Source organism: Pseudomonas kribbensis, assembly GCF_003352185.1.
GTDB classification, from domain to species: Bacteria; Pseudomonadota; Gammaproteobacteria; order Pseudomonadales; family Pseudomonadaceae; genus Aquipseudomonas; species Aquipseudomonas kribbensis.
Map to the genome: position 1 here is coordinate 5,389,241 of NZ_CP029608.1, position 16,074 is coordinate 5,405,314.

At 61.2% G+C, this 16,074-nt stretch carries 14 protein-coding genes and 1 tRNA gene; 4 read left to right on the plus strand and 11 right to left on the minus strand.

Annotated features, from left to right (window positions below; genetic code table 11):
• Positions 1-4 precede the first annotated feature (4 nt).
• The 4 genes from DLD99_RS24610 to rluD form a co-directional block, all read right to left on the minus strand.
• Positions 5-80, minus strand: a tRNA-Asn gene (locus DLD99_RS24610).
• A gap of 298 nt (positions 81-378) precedes the next feature.
• Positions 379-2,943 carry an ATP-dependent chaperone ClpB gene (gene clpB / locus DLD99_RS24615; protein WP_114885605.1) on the minus strand — a complete coding sequence of 855 codons (2,565 nt, stop codon included), beginning with the start codon at positions 2,941-2,943 and terminating at the stop codon, positions 379-381.
• Between the two features lie 130 nt (positions 2,944-3,073).
• Positions 3,074-3,796, minus strand: coding sequence for a peptidoglycan editing factor PgeF (gene pgeF, locus DLD99_RS24620; protein ID WP_114885607.1), 723 nt, complete (start codon positions 3,794-3,796; stop codon positions 3,074-3,076).
• A complete protein-coding gene (rluD, locus tag DLD99_RS24625) occupies positions 3,793-4,755 on the minus strand; it encodes a 23S rRNA pseudouridine(1911/1915/1917) synthase RluD (RefSeq protein WP_085712174.1) in 963 nt (320 codons plus the stop codon). The genes pgeF and rluD overlap by 4 nt, the downstream gene beginning before the upstream one ends.
• Positions 4,756-4,907: 152 nt before the next feature.
• On the opposite strand from rluD, the gene DLD99_RS24630 reads away from it, so the two are divergent.
• From DLD99_RS24630 to DLD99_RS24645, 4 genes are all read left to right on the plus strand, one after another.
• Positions 4,908-5,924, plus strand: a complete 1,017-nt coding sequence (locus DLD99_RS24630; protein ID WP_114885609.1) for an outer membrane protein assembly factor BamD — start codon at positions 4,908-4,910, stop codon at positions 5,922-5,924.
• A gap of 126 nt (positions 5,925-6,050) precedes the next feature.
• The gene (locus DLD99_RS24635) at positions 6,051-6,284 is read left to right on the plus strand and encodes a PP0621 family protein (protein WP_085712176.1); all 234 of its coding nucleotides are present in this window, start codon (positions 6,051-6,053) and stop codon (positions 6,282-6,284) included.
• Positions 6,274-7,863 carry a sensor histidine kinase gene (locus tag DLD99_RS24640; protein WP_114885611.1) on the plus strand — a complete coding sequence of 530 codons (1,590 nt, stop codon included), beginning with the start codon at positions 6,274-6,276 and terminating at the stop codon, positions 7,861-7,863. Before DLD99_RS24635 ends, DLD99_RS24640 begins: the two co-directional genes overlap by 11 nt.
• The gene (locus DLD99_RS24645; RefSeq protein ID WP_114885613.1) at positions 7,860-9,206 is read left to right on the plus strand and encodes a sigma-54-dependent transcriptional regulator; all 1,347 of its coding nucleotides are present in this window, start codon (positions 7,860-7,862) and stop codon (positions 9,204-9,206) included. Before DLD99_RS24640 ends, DLD99_RS24645 begins: the two co-directional genes overlap by 4 nt.
• Here DLD99_RS24645 and thiO read toward each other — a convergent pair.
• Genes thiO through DLD99_RS24680 form a run of 7 tightly spaced genes read right to left on the minus strand, consistent with a single transcriptional unit; the run spans position 9,203 to position 15,975 of the window.
• On the minus strand, positions 9,203-10,303 hold the full coding sequence (gene thiO, locus DLD99_RS24650; protein WP_114885615.1) for a glycine oxidase ThiO: 1,101 nt from the start codon (positions 10,301-10,303) through the stop codon (positions 9,203-9,205). The genes DLD99_RS24645 and thiO overlap by 4 nt on opposite strands.
• A 57-nt stretch (positions 10,304-10,360) precedes the next feature.
• Positions 10,361-10,762 carry a type IV pilin protein gene (locus tag DLD99_RS24655; RefSeq protein ID WP_085712180.1) on the minus strand — a complete coding sequence of 134 codons (402 nt, stop codon included), beginning with the start codon at positions 10,760-10,762 and terminating at the stop codon, positions 10,361-10,363.
• A 14-nt stretch (positions 10,763-10,776) separates the two neighbouring features.
• Positions 10,777-13,869 (minus strand): pilus assembly protein, encoded by a 3,093-nt coding sequence (locus tag DLD99_RS24660; RefSeq protein WP_114885617.1) that lies wholly within the window; start codon positions 13,867-13,869, stop codon positions 10,777-10,779.
• A complete protein-coding gene (locus tag DLD99_RS24665) occupies positions 13,856-14,335 on the minus strand; it encodes a pilus assembly PilX family protein (RefSeq protein ID WP_114885619.1) in 480 nt (159 codons plus the stop codon). Before DLD99_RS24665 ends, DLD99_RS24660 begins: the two co-directional genes overlap by 14 nt.
• 10 nt (positions 14,336-14,345) lie before the next feature.
• Positions 14,346-15,059 (minus strand): PilW family protein, encoded by a 714-nt coding sequence (locus DLD99_RS24670; RefSeq protein ID WP_114885621.1) that lies wholly within the window; start codon positions 15,057-15,059, stop codon positions 14,346-14,348.
• A complete protein-coding gene (pilV, locus tag DLD99_RS24675) occupies positions 15,056-15,505 on the minus strand; it encodes a type IV pilus modification protein PilV (RefSeq protein ID WP_114885622.1) in 450 nt (149 codons plus the stop codon). Before pilV ends, DLD99_RS24670 begins: the two co-directional genes overlap by 4 nt.
• Positions 15,502-15,975 carry a GspH/FimT family pseudopilin gene (locus DLD99_RS24680; protein WP_114885624.1) on the minus strand — a complete coding sequence of 158 codons (474 nt, stop codon included), beginning with the start codon at positions 15,973-15,975 and terminating at the stop codon, positions 15,502-15,504. Before DLD99_RS24680 ends, pilV begins: the two co-directional genes overlap by 4 nt.
• Between the last annotated feature and the right edge of the window lie 99 nt (positions 15,976-16,074).

The window sequence follows — 16,074 nt, forward strand, 5'->3', positions numbered from 1 at the left end:
AAATTGGCTCCGTGACCAGGACTCGAACCTGGGACCCAATGATTAACAGTCATTTGCTCTACCGACTGAGCTATCACGGAACTACACATTTCAATTTACTACGGTGAAACTTGCAGCTTCTCGACATCGTTTTCGCATCGCTGCGTTCGTGTGTCTGAGGCGCGCTATTCTACAACCTAGAACACCTCTGTCAACCCCCTAAATTGCTTTCAAGTTAATGATTTGCAACTTATTTCAGATTTCTGCCCAGTGAGCTGAAACCGTGTTGGTGACTGACTGCGGGGCGCACTTTACAAGCCTTTTCCTTTGAGTTCAACAGCCTAACGAAAAAAAAGGCCTCGCATTGCGAGGCCTTGCTTACTTCACCACCCAAAGCTGTCAGTTGAACGTGATCTCGTCGTTCTCCACGACGCCGGTCGCGGTCTCGCCCGGCAGGAAGCGTCCCGACAGGATCAACTGCGCCAACGGGTTCTCGATCCAGCGCTGGATCGCCCGTTTCAGCGGCCGTGCACCGTAGACCGGGTCGTAACCGACGGCAATCAGCTTGTCCATCGCCTCCGGGCTCAGTTCCAGCTTCAGCTCGCGCTCGGCCAGACGACTGCGCAGACGACCCAGCTGGATCTCGGTAATGCCCGCGATCTGATCCCGCGCCAGAGGCTCGAAGATCACCACTTCGTCGACCCGGTTGATGAACTCCGGACGGAAGTGGGTGGAAATCGCATCCATCACCGCTGCCCGTTGCGCTTCACGGTCACCCACCAGTTCCTGGATCTGCATCGAACCGAGGTTGGAGGTCATGACGATCACGGTATTGCGGAAATCCACCGTACGACCGTGGCTGTCGGTCAGGCGACCATCCTCCAGCACTTGCAGCAGGATGTTGAACACATCCGGGTGCGCCTTCTCGACTTCGTCCAGCAGGATCACCGAGTAAGGCTTGCGCCGTACCGCTTCGGTCAGATAACCGCCCTCTTCATAACCGACATAGCCTGGTGGTGCACCGATCAACCGCGCCACGGAATGCTTCTCCATGAACTCGGACATGTCGATCCGCACCATCGCCTCTTCAGTATCAAAGAGGAATTCGGCCAGCGCCTTGCACAGCTCGGTTTTACCGACACCGGTCGGGCCGAGGAACATGAACGAGCCGCTCGGGCGATTCGGGTCAGACAACCCGGCGCGGGAACGCCGCACCGCGTTGGCCACCGCCACCACCGCCTCGTCCTGGCCGATCACGCGTTGGTGCAACAGGCTTTCCATCTTCATCAGCTTGTCGCGCTCGCCTTCGAGCATTTTCGACACAGGAATGCCGGTCCACTTCGAAACGACTTCGGCGATTTCCTCTTCGGTCACCTTGCTGCGCAGCAACTGGTTCTCGCTCTTGCCGTGCTGGTCGACCATTTGCAGGCTGCGTTCCAGATCCGGGATCACCCCGTACTGCAACTCGGCCATGCGGTTCAGGTCGCCTTTGCGGCGCGCGGCTTCCAGTTCCTGACGGGACTGTTCGATCTTCTGCTGAATCTGCGCAGAACCCTGTACCTCGGCTTTTTCCGAGTTCCAGATTTCTTCCAGATCCGAGTACTCACGCTCGTGACGGTCGATTTCTTCCTGAAGTTTCTCCAGGCGCTTCTTCGCCGCGTCGTCGCTTTCTTTCTTCAGTGCCTGGGATTCCACCTTCAGTTGAATCAAGCGACGCTCCAGACGATCCAGCACTTCCGGCTTGGAGTCGATCTCCATGCGGATGCGGCTGGCGGCTTCGTCGATCAGGTCGATCGCCTTGTCCGGCAACTGCCGGTCAGTGATGTAACGATGGCTGAGTTTGGCCGCCGCGATGATCGCGCCGTCGGTGATCGCCACTTTGTGGTGAACCTCGTAACGCTCCTTGAGCCCACGCAGGATCGCGATGGTGTCTTCTTCGCTCGGCTCGTCCACCAGCACTTTCTGGAAGCGCCGCTCGAGGGCCGCGTCCTTCTCTATATATTGGCGGTACTCGTTGAGCGTGGTCGCACCGACGCAATGCAGCTCGCCACGGGCCAGGGCCGGTTTGAGCATGTTGCCGGCGTCCATCGAGCCTTCGCCTTTGCCGGCGCCGACCATGGTGTGCAGTTCGTCGATGAACAGAATGATCTGCCCTTCCTGCTTCGACAGCTCGTTGAGCAGCGCTTTCAGTCGTTCTTCGAACTCGCCGCGATACTTGGCACCGGCAATCAGCGCACCCATATCGAGGGACAGCAGACGCTTGCCGCGCAGGCCATCCGGCACTTCGCCGTTGATGATGCGCTGGGCCAGACCTTCGGCAATCGCGGTTTTACCCACGCCAGGCTCGCCGATCAGCACCGGGTTGTTCTTGGTCCGGCGTTGCAGGACCTGAATGGTGCGACGGATTTCATCGTCACGGCCGATCACCGGGTCAAGCTTGCCGTCTTCGGCGCGCTTGGTCAGGTCGACGGTGTATTTATCCAGCGCCTGACGTGACTCTTCGTGGTTGGCGTCGTTGACGGCCTCGCCACCGCGCAGGTTGTTGATGGCATTTTCCAGCGCCTTTTTGCTCACGCCCTGGCCGAGCAGCAACTTGCCGAGCTTGCTGTTCTCGTCCATCGCCGCGAGCAGTACCAACTCGCTGGAAATGAACTGGTCGCCCTTCTGCTGGGCCAGACGGTCGGCCTGGTTGAGCAGACGCGCCAGATCCTGCGACATGTTCACGTCGCCGGTCGGGTTCTGGATTTTCGGTAATTGATCGAGCTCTTTGGTCAGCTCTTTACGCAGGCTGTTGACGTCGAAGCCCACCTGCATCAACAGGGGTTTGATCGAACCACCCTGCTGTTCAAGCATAGCTTGCATCAAATGCGCCGGCTCGATGGCCGGATGATCGTGGCCGACAGCCAGGGATTGGGCATCGGACAACGCCAACTGTAATTTGCTGGTTAAACGGTCTATACGCATGGGTCACCTTCCTTTTGAGCAGGCCGGACCTAAAAAACCATCCTGAATAAAGAAACCTGCCAGATACCGCTATAGATGCGGTCGATTCTGGAAGATTCAAGCGTGGGACAGTTGATGCAGATCAGACAGTTTAGCGGGTGAGCCAAACCAGGGAGGCGAAGCGGCCAGTGCGCGATGCACGGCGATAAGAGAAGAAGCGCGGATCGGTCACGGTACAGAAACCGCCACCATAAACAGCCGTAACACCCCGGACCGCCAGACGCAGGCGCGCCAGCTTATAGATGTCGGCCATGAACTTGCCCGCGTTATGGCTCGGGACAAAGGCTGTCGCCGCTTCGGGCAATTGATCGATGAAGACTTCCCGGACTTCCGGGCCGACTTCGAAGGCTTGCGGGCCGATGGCCGGGCCGAGCCAGACCAGAATGTCTTCGGCAGGCACATCCAGGCTGTCGAGGGTCGCTTCGAGCACCCCGGCCGCCAGCCCACGCCAACCGGCATGAGCCGCTGCAACGCGAGTACCGGCACGGTCGCAGAACAGCGCCGGCAGGCAATCGGCGGTCATTGCCGCACAAGCGATACCCGGTGTTGCCGTCCAGCTGGCATCCGCCATGGCCACCACGGACGGATCGGCATGCGCCACGGCAATCCCGTGCACTTGCTGCAACCAGGCAGGCTTTATAGAGAAGTGCTCGGTCAGACGCCGACGGTTTTCGGCGACGGCCTCAGGACGATCATCGACATGATCGCCCAGATTGAGGCTGTCGAACGGCGCCTCGCTGACGCCGCCCTCGCGGGTGGTGACACAGGCCTTGACGCTGGCCGGCGCGGGCCAGTCCGGCGTCAGCCAGTTCATCCGACGAATGCCTCGCGATCCTGCTTGAGCAGGGTCAGCAGCCAGACCAGATCTTCCGGCAACGGCGATTCCCAGCTCATGCGTTCACCGGTGGTCGGGTGATCCAGCTCGAGGAACCGCGCGTGCAGGGCCTGACGCGGGAAGTGTTTCAGCGACTCGACCATGGTCTGGCTCGCCGCCGGCGGAATGCGGAAACGACCGCCGTACGCCGGATCGCCGACCAACGGGAAGTTGATGTGCGCCATGTGTACGCGGATCTGGTGGGTACGACCGGTTTCCAGCTTCACCCGTACGTGAGTGTGGGAACGGAAACGCTCCAGCACACGATAGTGGCTGACCGCAGGCTTGCCGCCTTCCATTACTGCCATGCGCTGGCGCTGCTGGCCATGACGACCAATCGGCGCATTGATCTTGCCACCGGCCGTCACCACGCCGATCACGATGCACTCGTAGATCCGGCTCACGCTGCGGCTTTGCAGCTGCGCGACCAGTTTGGTCTGCGCCTGGATGGTCTTGGCCACCACCATCAGACCGGTGGTGTCCTTGTCCAGACGATGCACGATGCCGGCACGCGGGACATTGATGATGTCCGGCACGTGGTGCAGCAAGGCGTTGAGCAAGGTGCCATCGGCGTGGCCGGCAGCCGGGTGCACCACCAGGCCCGCAGGCTTGTTGATCACCAGGATGTCGTCGTCTTCATAGACGATATCGAGCTCGATGTCCTGGGCGACCCATTCACCCTGGGCCTCCTGCTCGGCGGTCAGCTCAAGGACGGCACCGCCATGAACGATGTCGCGCGGGCGGATGACCGCCCCGTCCACAGTCAGGCGACCTTCTTTGATCCAGGCGGAAAGGCGCGAGCGGGAGTGCTCTGCGAAGAGTTGGGCGGCGACTTGATCGAGGCGTTGGCCGCCCAATTCGGACGGCACCTCTGCGCGAAGTTCAATTTTATCGGACATGCTCGGACTGGGCGTCGGCTACAGCCTTTGGTTTCGGCTGCGCGCTTGTGGTTAAATACGGCGTCTTTTGCCCCGGGGCTTTTCAACGGGGCGCTCATCATAACAGGACGGCCCCGCCCAAGACAGCGGCCGTCATAGGGACGCAAGCCGCCATGCAAGTGAAACACCTGCTGCTGATCGCCATCCTCGCATTGACCGCTGCTTGCTCATCGAAGGAAGTCGTAGACGAAAACCTGAGCGAAACCGAGCTGTACCAGCAGGCTCAAAAGGACCTGGACAACAACAGTTACACCAGTGCCACCGCCAAGCTGAAGGCTCTGGAGTCGCGCTATCCGTTCGGTCGCTACGCAGATCAGGCACAACTTGAACTGATTTATGCGAACTACAAGAATTCGGAACCGGAAGCTGCAAAGTCCGCCGCCGAGCGCTTCATTCGTCTGCACCCTCAGCACCCGAACGTCGATTACGCCTACTACCTCAAGGGCCTGACCTCGTTCGACCAGGACGTCGGCCTGCTGGCGCGCTTCCTGCCGCTGGACATGACCAAGCGTGACCCGGGCGCTGCCCGCGACTCCTACAACGAGTTCGCCCAGCTGACCAGCCGTTACCCGAACAGCCGCTACGCGCCGGACGCCAAGCAGCGCATGATCTATCTGCGCAACCTGCTGGCAGCCTACGAAATCCACGTGGCCGACTACTACCTGACCCGTCAGGCCTACGTCGCCGCCGCCAACCGTGGCCGCTATGTAGTGGAAAACTTCCAGGAAACCCCATCGGTCGGCGACGGCCTGGCGGTGATGACCGAAGCCTACCAGCGTCTGCACCTGGACGAACTGGCGGCCACCAGCCTGGAAACCCTGAAGCTCAACTACCCGAATCACCCGAGCCTGAAAGACGGTCAGTTCGTACCGTCGGTCGCCGAAGCCGACAACCGTTCGTGGCTGAGCAAGGCCACTCTGGGCCTGATCGAATCCCGTCCGCCGCTGCCGCCGGGAGAGACCCGCGCCAACCAGGACGTACAGAAGCAGTTCCAGGATGCGAAAGACGCGATCCCGAACGAGCTCAAGCCTAAAGACGAAAACGGCGAAGTGATCGAAGCGCCGGAACCGGAGTCCAGCAACAGCGACCGCTCCATTTTCAGCTACTTGACCTTTGGTCTGTTCGACTGATCACTTCGGTGATGCAAAAAAGGGAGATCTTCGGATCTCCCTTTTTTATTGCCGCGTTTTATTGCGCTGTGCGCCTGCCAAGACCTTGGCTAAACTGCCGGATCATCAGTCAAAAAGCCGCCCATCATGCTTCGTCTACTCTTCTGGATCGCCCTGATCGCTGCCGCCGTCTGGCTCTGGCGCAAATTCAAGGCGCCTGTCGCACCCACGCAATCCCCCCGCGAACAGGATGCCGCACCGATGGTGCGTTGCGCCCATTGCGGTGTGCACCTGCCACGCGACCGCGCGCTGAGCCTTCGTCAACAGTGGTATTGCAGCCAGGCTCACCTCGAGCAAGGCCCCGGTTCCAGTGATCGCTGAGGCGACCGACGCCACTCGCAAACAGGCCCAGCGACTGCTGCGCCTCTATCACCTCTACCGTCTGAGCGTCGGCATCACCCTGGTGCTGCTGATCTCCAGCAACATGGACAACCGCCTGCTGACGTCGGCCGACGACGAACTGCTGCGCAATGGCAGCTGGTTGTACCTGGTGCTGAATATCCTGCTGGTGGTGTTCCTGGAGAACATCCGCCGTCCGGCCCAGTTGTTCGGGCTGGCCCTGGTCGACATCCTGCTGCTGTGCGGCCTGTTCTACGCCGCCGGCGGCGTGGCCAGCCCGGTCGGCAATCTGCTGATCGTCTCGGTAGCCATCAGCAACACATTACTGAAACGCCGTATCGGCGTGCTGATTGCGGCCATCGGTGCACTCGGCATTGTCGGTCTCAGCTTCCTGCTGAGCTTCAGTCATCCCCTGAGCGCCAACGAATACTTGCAGGCGGGCACCCTCGGCGCTCTGTGTTTTGCCGGAGCGCTGCTGGTGCAAGGCTTGATCCGCCGCCTCGAAGTCAGCGAGACCCTCGCCGAGCAACGGGCCAGCGAGGTGGTCAGCCTCGAGGCTCTCAACGCCTTGATCCTGCAGCGCATGCGCACCGGCATTCTGGTCCTCGACGAACAACGCCGGGTGCAACTCGCCAACCAAAGCGCCCGGACGCTGTTGGCGCAGTCGCCCCTTGAAGGCCATTTGATCGATGATTATTCGACCGCGCTGGTCGAGCGCCTGAACCTGTGGCTGAACAACCCGACCCTGCGCCCGCAGAGCCTGAAAATCGCCGCCAACGGCCTGGAACTGCAACCGAGCTTCATCGCCCTGGAGCAGAGCCCGAACCGCCAGACCCTGGTGTTTCTCGAGGACCTCGCGCAAATCGCCCAGCAGGCCCAGCAACTGAAGCTCGCCGCACTCGGGCGCCTGACCGCCGGCATCGCCCACGAGATCCGCAACCCGCTGGGTGCCATCAGTCACGCCGCACAGTTGCTGCGGGAATCCGAGGAACTCGATGGCGCGGACCAGCGTCTGACGCAGATCATCCAGGATCACTCCCAGCGCATGAACCGAGTCATTGAAAACGTCCTGCAACTGTCCCGCCGCCAGCAGAGCGCGCCGCAACGGCTGGATCTCGAGCCATGGCTCGAGCACTTCGTCGAGGAAAGCCGCGAACAGGCCAGCGAGCACCAACGGATCCATCTGAACATCGAATCCGGGGATTTCCGAACCCTGATGGACCCGGGGCAACTGACGCAAATTCTCGACAATCTGTTGCGCAACGGCTGGCGGCACAGCGCCCTGCTGCACGATCCGGCGCAGGTCTGGCTGCGGCTGTTCATCGACTCCGAGAGCCAGCTGGCCGTGCTCGAAGTCCAGGACAACGGCCCCGGCGTGGCGCTGGATCAGCAGGCGCATCTGTTCGAACCCTTCTTCACCACCAGCAGCCAGGGCACCGGCCTTGGGCTTTATCTGTCCCGTGAGCTGTGCGAAAGCAATCAGGCCCGCCTAGACTTCAAACCACGCCAAGGCGGCGGCTGCTTTCGCATCACCTTTGCTCACGGACGGAAACAAAGTTGAACACGAGCCCACGGCAAAAAATCCTCATCGTCGACGACGAACCGGATATCCGCGAACTCCTGGAAATCACCCTGGGACGGATGAAACTCGACACCTTCAGCGCACGCAACCTCGGCGAAGCCCAGGCGCTGCTGAACCGCGACACCTTCGACCTGTGCCTGACCGACATGCGCCTGCCGGACGGCACCGGGCTGGAACTGGTGCAGCACATTCAGCAACGCTACCCACAATTGCCGGTGGCGATGATCACCGCCTATGGCAGCCTGGAAACAGCGATCAACGCCCTGAAAGTCGGGGCTTTCGACTTCCTGACCAAACCGGTGGACCTCACCCGACTGCGCGAGCTGGTCGCCACCGCGTTGCGCATGCCGGCGACGGGCGGCGTCTGCACCTCTATTGACCGGCGCCTGCTCGGTGACTCATTGCCCATGCGCAACCTGCGCAAGCAGATCGATAAACTGGCCCGCAGTCAGGCGCCGGTCTATATCAGCGGCGAGTCCGGTAGTGGCAAGGAGCTGGTCGCCCGGCTGATTCACGAACAAGGCCCGCGCGCCAGCCAACCATTCGTGCCAGTGAATTGCGGGGCGATTCCTTCGGAACTGATGGAGAGCGAGTTCTTCGGTCACCGCAAAGGCAGTTTCACGGGTGCGGTGGACGATAAGCCGGGCCTGTTCCAGGCCGCCCATGGCGGGACGCTGTTTCTCGATGAAGTGGCGGACTTGCCGCTGTCGATGCAGGTCAAGCTGCTGCGGGCAATCCAGGAAAAAGCCGTGCGCAGCGTCGGCGGCCAGCAGGAGACCGTGGTCGATGTGCGTATTCTCTGCGCCACTCACAAGGACCTGGACGCCGAAGTCGCCGCCGAGCGCTTTCGGCAGGATCTGTATTACCGGCTGAACGTGATCGAACTGCGGGTGCCTTCTCTGCGCGAACGTCGTGACGATATCGAGGCATTGGCCAGCCATGTGCTCAAGCGTCTGGCCCATGGCACTGGCCAGCCGGCGGCGCGCCTGCATCCACAAGCGCTGGAGGCCTTGAAGAATTATCGCTTTCCGGGAAATGTCCGGGAGTTGGAGAACGTCCTCGAGCGCGCGCACACCCTGTGCGAAAACCGCACGATCGAGGCCGACGACCTGCGCCTGAGCGAAGGCAATTGCGCAGCCGAGGGCGGCATTGCCGATCTCACACAGATCGACAACCTCGAAGACTATCTGGAAAACGTCGAGCGCAAACTGATCCTGCAGGCGCTGGAGGAAACCCGCTGGAACCGTACGGCTGCGGCCCAGCGGTTGAATCTGTCATTCCGTTCGATGCGCTACAGGCTCAAGAAGCTCGGCCTGGATTAAATGCGCCCGGTCGGGGCATACGGCGCCGGATCGATGATCGGCGCCCGCCCCAGCATCACATCGGCAAACAGCTGACAGGAGGCAGGCGCCAGCACCAGTCCGTTGCGGTAATGCCCGCAGTTGAGCCACAAACCATCGAAGCCTGGCACCCGGCCGATGTAGGGAATGCCCTCCGGCGAGCCGGGACGCAACCCGGCCCAGTGTCCCACCACTTCGGCATCCGCCAGCGCCGGCAGCAATTCGACCGCCGAGGCCTTGAGACTTTCCAGTGCACTGTCGGTCGGGGTCTTGTCGAAACCTTCGTGCTCCAGCGTGCTGCCGATCAGGATATGCCCGTCGCGACGCGGAATCGCATAGCGCCCCTTGGCCAGCACCATGCTCGGCAGGAAGTCCGCCGCGCACTTGTAGAGAATCATCTGGCCTTTGACCGGTTCCACCGGCAGCGAAAGATTCAGCGTCTTGAGCAGCTCGCCGCTCCACGCCCCCGCCGTCAGCACCACCTGATCGCCGTTGATCACGCCTTTCGAGGTTTGCACACCGACAACCTTCTCGCCCTCCCGGACAAAACCGCTGACCTCGCATTGTTCGTGAATCGTCACGTTAGGCAGCGCCTGCAACGCCGCTTTCAGCGATTTCACCAGCCGTGGGTTGCGTACGTTGGCCACGTCGGCCATGTAGATCGCCCGGGAAAAACCACCGCCAAGTACCGGCACCGCATCATGGGCCGCCGAGATATCCACAGCCCGCAGCGGACGGCTTTCCCGCTCGGCCCAGGCCAGAGCTTCGGCCTCATCATCCAGATCCAGCCAGTACAGGCCCGTGGTATGGACTTCAGGATCGACGCCGGTGTCGGCGAACAGGCGCTCGCCCAGCTGTGGATAAAAGTCCTGCGACCAGTGCGCCAGCGCCGTGACGGCCGGGCTATAGCGCCATGGATACAGCGGAGAAACGATGCCGCCGCCAGCCCAGGACGATTCCTGGCCGACGTTCGAACGATCCAGCAGCACCACGCTGCGCACTTCGGAGGCGAGGTTGTACGCGGTCAGCAGGCCAATCACCCCGCCCCCGACAATCACCACTTGCTGTTGCCTGGTCATGTTTGTTCCAACCGTAAAAAAGACAGTGGGCGCAAAAGGCGCCCGAATGAAAGCGGCTCAGCGGCCCCAGCAATCCTTGGTGGCAAGCCCGGCAGTCGCGTTGATCATGCTGCGCACACCGGTGTTGGTGAGGGTGAAGTCCCCGCACTTGTCGCCGGCCATGGTCGTGCCGGCCTTGCGGGTCGCGGTCAGCAGGTAGGTCTGGTCAGCGATGGTCGGGGTGATGGTGTAGAAATCATTGCCCGTGCTGAGCCCGGTGACACCGGTGTAAACATTGTTGCGGGTGTAGAAGCGCTCGAGGGTCTGCGCCTGCTCGTTCAGTAGCGAGGCCACTTCGGCGCGGCGGCCCTTCTTCAGGTATTCGGTATAGCTTGGTGCGGCAATGGTGATGATGATCCCGATGATCGCAATCACGATCATGATTTCGATCAGGGTGAACCCGCGGATGGATCTGCGCATGCCTCAACTCTCGCTTACTGTATTTGTCGCCACATGATACGACGGCTGCCGCCGCCGGATTTTTCCACCAGGGTGGTGATCCCGCCACTGGAATCGTTCACGATCTTGCGCGATGCGCCGTTGACGATGGCGTTCAGCGTAGGAATGCCGCCACTGAACACCACACCGCTGGAAATCGTGTCATTGGTGTCGACCACGCCGTCGGCGTTGGTGTCGAGCACCGCATAGTTGAGCATCTTACCGCTGAACGCATCGAGTTCGACCAGTTTGCCGGTACCGAAGCTGGAGCACGGGTCGGTGGTATCGACACTGGCCGTTGTAAATACGATTCGACCCAGCACCAGGCTGGCCTGATTGATCACCCGCTCGCCGGTCAATACGTTGTTGTACACCAGCGGCAGATACCAGCCCTTCTCCGCCGGATACGTGGTGTCGTTCTGGGTCGTGGTAATGAACTGCCCTGAACTGCCCGAGAACACACCGGTGATGGCCTGGGCCTGCAAACTGCTGACCGTCAGTTGCCCCGAACCGCCATCGGCATCCCACACCGAATAGAACGCTTGCAGATCCTTGTTGGTCTTGTCGGCGGTTTCGTTGAATTTGCCGGTACCGACAAAAATCTGTTTGCCCCCCAATGAATTGTCCGCCAGCAATGGCTGCGCCGTGATCGGTTGCGTCGTGCCACCCGCCGTGGTGAACAGCGGTTTGCCGGAAAACGCCACGCCCCAGCTGTCGGTGGTGGTCGCGCTCAGGTCGAATTTCCACAGGCGCCCCTTCAAGTCTCCACCGTACGCGGCCTGCACCACGTTCTGCGAATTGACCTTGAGCTTCACCGACGACAGTCCGTTGGTGGTCTCGGTACTGTCGATAACTATTTTTTTGATCAGCGAACCGTCGCGTACATCCAGCACATACAGCGCCGCCACCCCCGAGTTGCTGCCGTAGCCATTGGCGATGAAAGCCGCCCAGCGACCATCGGCCAAGCGTGCCACTTCCGGACGGGCGTAGGCATAACCCAGATCATTGAAAGCGTTCGCGGTGCTGGCAGTGGCCGGTGCACTCACTTCCCACAATGCATTGAGAATGTTCCCCGCCGAGGCGTCGAACAACTGCAAGGCATAGAACGTCTTGCCACCGGCCCCGGTGCCGCCGATGGCCAGGGTCTTCCAGGCCGTGCCGAACTGCGCGTCATAGACACCGACCTGCCCGTCCACCAGAAACTTGTGGCTGACGCCGTTGATGTAGTTGGGGTCGGCGATCAATCGCAACGACGGCAGCACGCTCGACGGCATGTAGGCGTAACGCCGGGTGCCGTTGGCCGGGTTGATGACGCTGACGAAACCGTCGTTGCCGTTCACCACCAGGTTGGCATTCATGTTTGCGGCCTTGGTGGTCAGGTAACTGGTGTAGGTGGTGTCGCCCGACAGGTTGGAGGCGGTCTTGTCCGTGGGTGCGGCCAGCACCAGCGGCGAGTTGATGATGTCGCCCAGCAATACGCTGCGCACCTTGAGCCCGGTCTTGTTGGTGCCCTTGCTCCACTCCACCAGGTCGCTGCCACTGATGCCGGAGGGCAGGCTCTGGCCGAGCGTTGTCTGCTGCGCTGCAGAGAAATTGCCGTAAGCCAGCGTCACCGCTGCGTTGCTCAAGGTATTCCACGATTGATAGGTCGGTGCCGTGGCGCCGGGGACGATGGCGGTGTCGGTCGTCCACAGCACCGTCGAGGTGTTGACCGTCCCGCTCGAGGTAAAGCCGAAGGACTTGATGGTGCCGCGCCAGTCCCGGGGATCGTAACTGGTCTGGAAATAGCTGCTGCCGCTCACCAGCGTCGTAGCGCTGGTCACGCCACTGCCGCCGGAGCCGGCCTTGGAGGTGATGTCGCTCAATGCCGATGACAACGCCGTGTTGAGGCCGGCACTGTCGGTGGCCTGGTAATACTTGCCCTGGCCATAGTTCGCCGCGTCCGACAACATGTCATTGGCGGCGGTGAAGCCGACGGTATAGGTGTTCATGTTCTGTTTGGGAAAGTCCGGCGAACTCCAGCTCTTGCCGGCCGCATCGACTCCGGTCGAGCGCATGTCGATATCGAAGGCGAACTTGGCGATGTCGTCCAGGTACAGCGTGTCACCTTCGTTATCGCCGTTGAGGTTGTTGCCGTCATTGTTGATGCCGTCCCAGTTCGGCAATCGGCTACCGCCCAGCGGGTCGTTGGTGGGGAACGTGCGGTCGTAGGTCGGCAGGCCGTCGGTAATCACCACCCCGTAGTTTTTCTGACAACGATACTGGATCGGGCTGATGTAGGTGCTCGGCGTGGTGTTGTAGTAGGGCGTCATGCCGCGCATGTAGCGGGTGATTTCGTAATAGGTTTCCGCCAAGGGCGTATTGGCCACGGCGCTCAGGCCGCTGATCGCCGTGATCAATGCGTTGTAGTTACTGTCGGCCTGGGCCTGGGTCACGCTGCCGCTGACCGGCGCCAGGTCGCTGACGGACCGGGCGATGTAGCCGCCGTTGCCCGGGTTGCTGCTGGTGGCCGGGTTGAATGTCGACAGGCCGAAACGCAGGTTACGGTTGCTGGTCACCAGTGCGGTGGAAACGTTGCGGGCGACGTTGATCCGGTAGTCGTTGGGAATCGCCCCGGTGGTGAAATCACGGGTGCCGTTGCTGATGGCGAGGCCGACCACGTAGGCGATGTAATCCCCGTAATACCGGGTATTGCCGCCGCCGACCGGGTCCGGCAGTTTAAGGCACAACGGCGCCAGGCTGTTGTTGTAGAACGCATAGGCACCGCCGGAGCAGCCGGAGGTCGGCAGGCTCGACAGAAACACCGGATCGCCGGTGATAGCCGTCGAAGACAGGCACAAACCCAGCACCGCGTTGCACTGCCGGGCCGGTGTGCGGGTGACCGTAGGATCGAAACCCGCAGCGTAAATAATGCTGTTCATGCTGCCCGAGTCGTCGATCAGCAAGATGACATTCGGCGGCACGGCGGCGGCACTGAGCAATGGCGAATCAGACGGCGTGAACGCATACGCCGGCGCGGCCAGATACAACCCCGCAAGAAACCCCGCCAACCACGGCCGCCAGCCAGAGCGTCGTTCAGTACTTCGCATAGACACTCTCCACCACACTGCGTGAACTGCCGACGATGCCGACGGCCGTGATCCGGTACAGCGTCGCCGAGGTGTTGCTCGGAACGTTCACCGCCGTGAGCGTGGTGCCGATGTTCTGTACCCCGTAGAAACCATTGCCGGCAGCGATCCATGTAACTCCGGATGTCGAGTTGAGCCCCGCAGCAGTCACGGCCGTAGACTCCGCCGGCGGTGCGCACTGGGTGGTATTGGCACACACCGCCAGCGAGTAGCTGCTCAGTTGCACCGCACTTTCACCAATACGCAGCGCCGCCTCGGCAGTCTGGAACGACTGATTGCGCAGGCTCACGCTGCCGGCCATCTTTTCCTGCAGGTTGGCGCTCTGCATCGATGACAGGCCGATCACCGTCAGGAGCAACAGAAATACCAGGCTGACCAGCAGCACCATGCCACGCTGGGCTCTTCGTTGATGGAGAGAAACACTCATCGGCCGGCCCTCACTGCAAGCGGTTGCGCAGAGCGGCAACCACGTTGAAGGTCTGGTTGGCGACCCGGTTGTTCGGGTCGGTGAGGGTCAGGGTCAGGCGTACGCTGCGGATGCGTGCAGGATCGCCGGGGTTGCTGCTGTAGGTCGAAGCAGAGACATCCGTCGCCGACGTGGCGAGTCCGAACATCACCGTAAAGGCACTGACGTTGTTCACCAATACCTGCTGGGTCGGCGTTCCACCACCGGTGCCCATCAGAATCTGGTTGTTGCTGAAGCTGTAGACCAGACGACGGATCGGGAAGGCGATTTGCCCGGCCGCCGGCGTCTGCAGGTTGCTGTAGGCCGTTGCGCTGTTGCGGCAATCGGAAACCACCGTCCAGGTCGGAGTTCCGCCGCCACTACCAACGTCGGCAGTGACCAGTGTCAGCTTTAGATTGGTGTTGTCCCAACTGATCGGCGTGATCTGCGCGGCGTTGAAATCACCGCTGGTGCTGGCGTCGGTGATGGTCCCGAGGCAGCCGAACATCCCGACCATGCGAATTTCCTGGATCATCTTGCTCAACACGAACCGTGCGTCCTCCTGCATGGCCGCCGAAGAGTTCTGGCTGACGTAGGTGTTCTTCGCTGCGAGAAAGGTCTGTACGACACCGAGCACGATGATCAGCCCCAGCGCCAGGGCGATGAGCATTTCGATCAGGCCGAAACCCTGGTTATGCCGCTTCATGGCGTGGCCACCGGATCTACCGTGGCACGGCTGGTCAGAACAAAACTGTTTGGCGCACTGGCGGTATTGGCAGCCCGTGAATCACTCCAGTTGATGGTGATGGTGTACACCCGCTGGTTGAGGGTGATGCTGCCGGTGGCGGTCGGCCCGCCGAAATTGACGATGTTGGTGGTGAAATCGTAGAGATCCTGGTCCCGGGTAACGCTCAGGTTGCCCGAAGTCGGCGGCGTGACGGTGTAGTCGGCACCGGAGTTGGCGCGGATGCGATCCATCATGTCGTAGGCGATGAAACTCGCCTGACTGGTCATCCGCGAGCTGTCGGTGTATTTCAGCGCGTTTAGCTGAACTGCCGCCGCCCCCAGCAACCCGACCGTCAGCACCAGCAGCGCAACGAGGATTTCGATCAGCGACATGCCTTCCTGTGCAACTCTGCTCCCTGCCCTCATCCGCAGCTTCCACCCGATTGAATTCGTCCGTTCAGACACACGTTCAGCGTCCTGCTTTGGGTTCCCAGCGTATAACTGAACACCACCGCCGTGGACGGTGCCGCCAGACCACCCAGATTATTGAAATCCAGCGTGGTTACTCCTGAGGTTAGCGTCAGAGTCGCGCCACTGCTCATCGCTGGAACAACCCGCAATACATTGGCCGAAGTGCCAGTACTGTCGTAGACCGACAACTCCCCCGTCCAGACGCTGCCCCCGGCAGTCGGCCGCAACCGGATGGTGGTCCCGCGATCGATGGCTTCCAGTCGCGCATAGTTGAGCGCCCGCTGCAGGTCGCCGACTTCGGTGTCGGCCTTGCTGCCCTGGATCGATCGGGTAAACGCCGGGACGGCCATCGTGATCAGGATCACAACCAATGCGACCGCCACCAGCACCTCGATCAGCGTGAAACCTTTTGTACGATGATCCATCGATGCCCTCCGTTGCCGTCGGCTATACCTGCCCTGTAAACCTAGAACATTCGGCTGGCTTGCGTCGGTTGATTTGCCCTGCCCGGCGCACGGATCGCG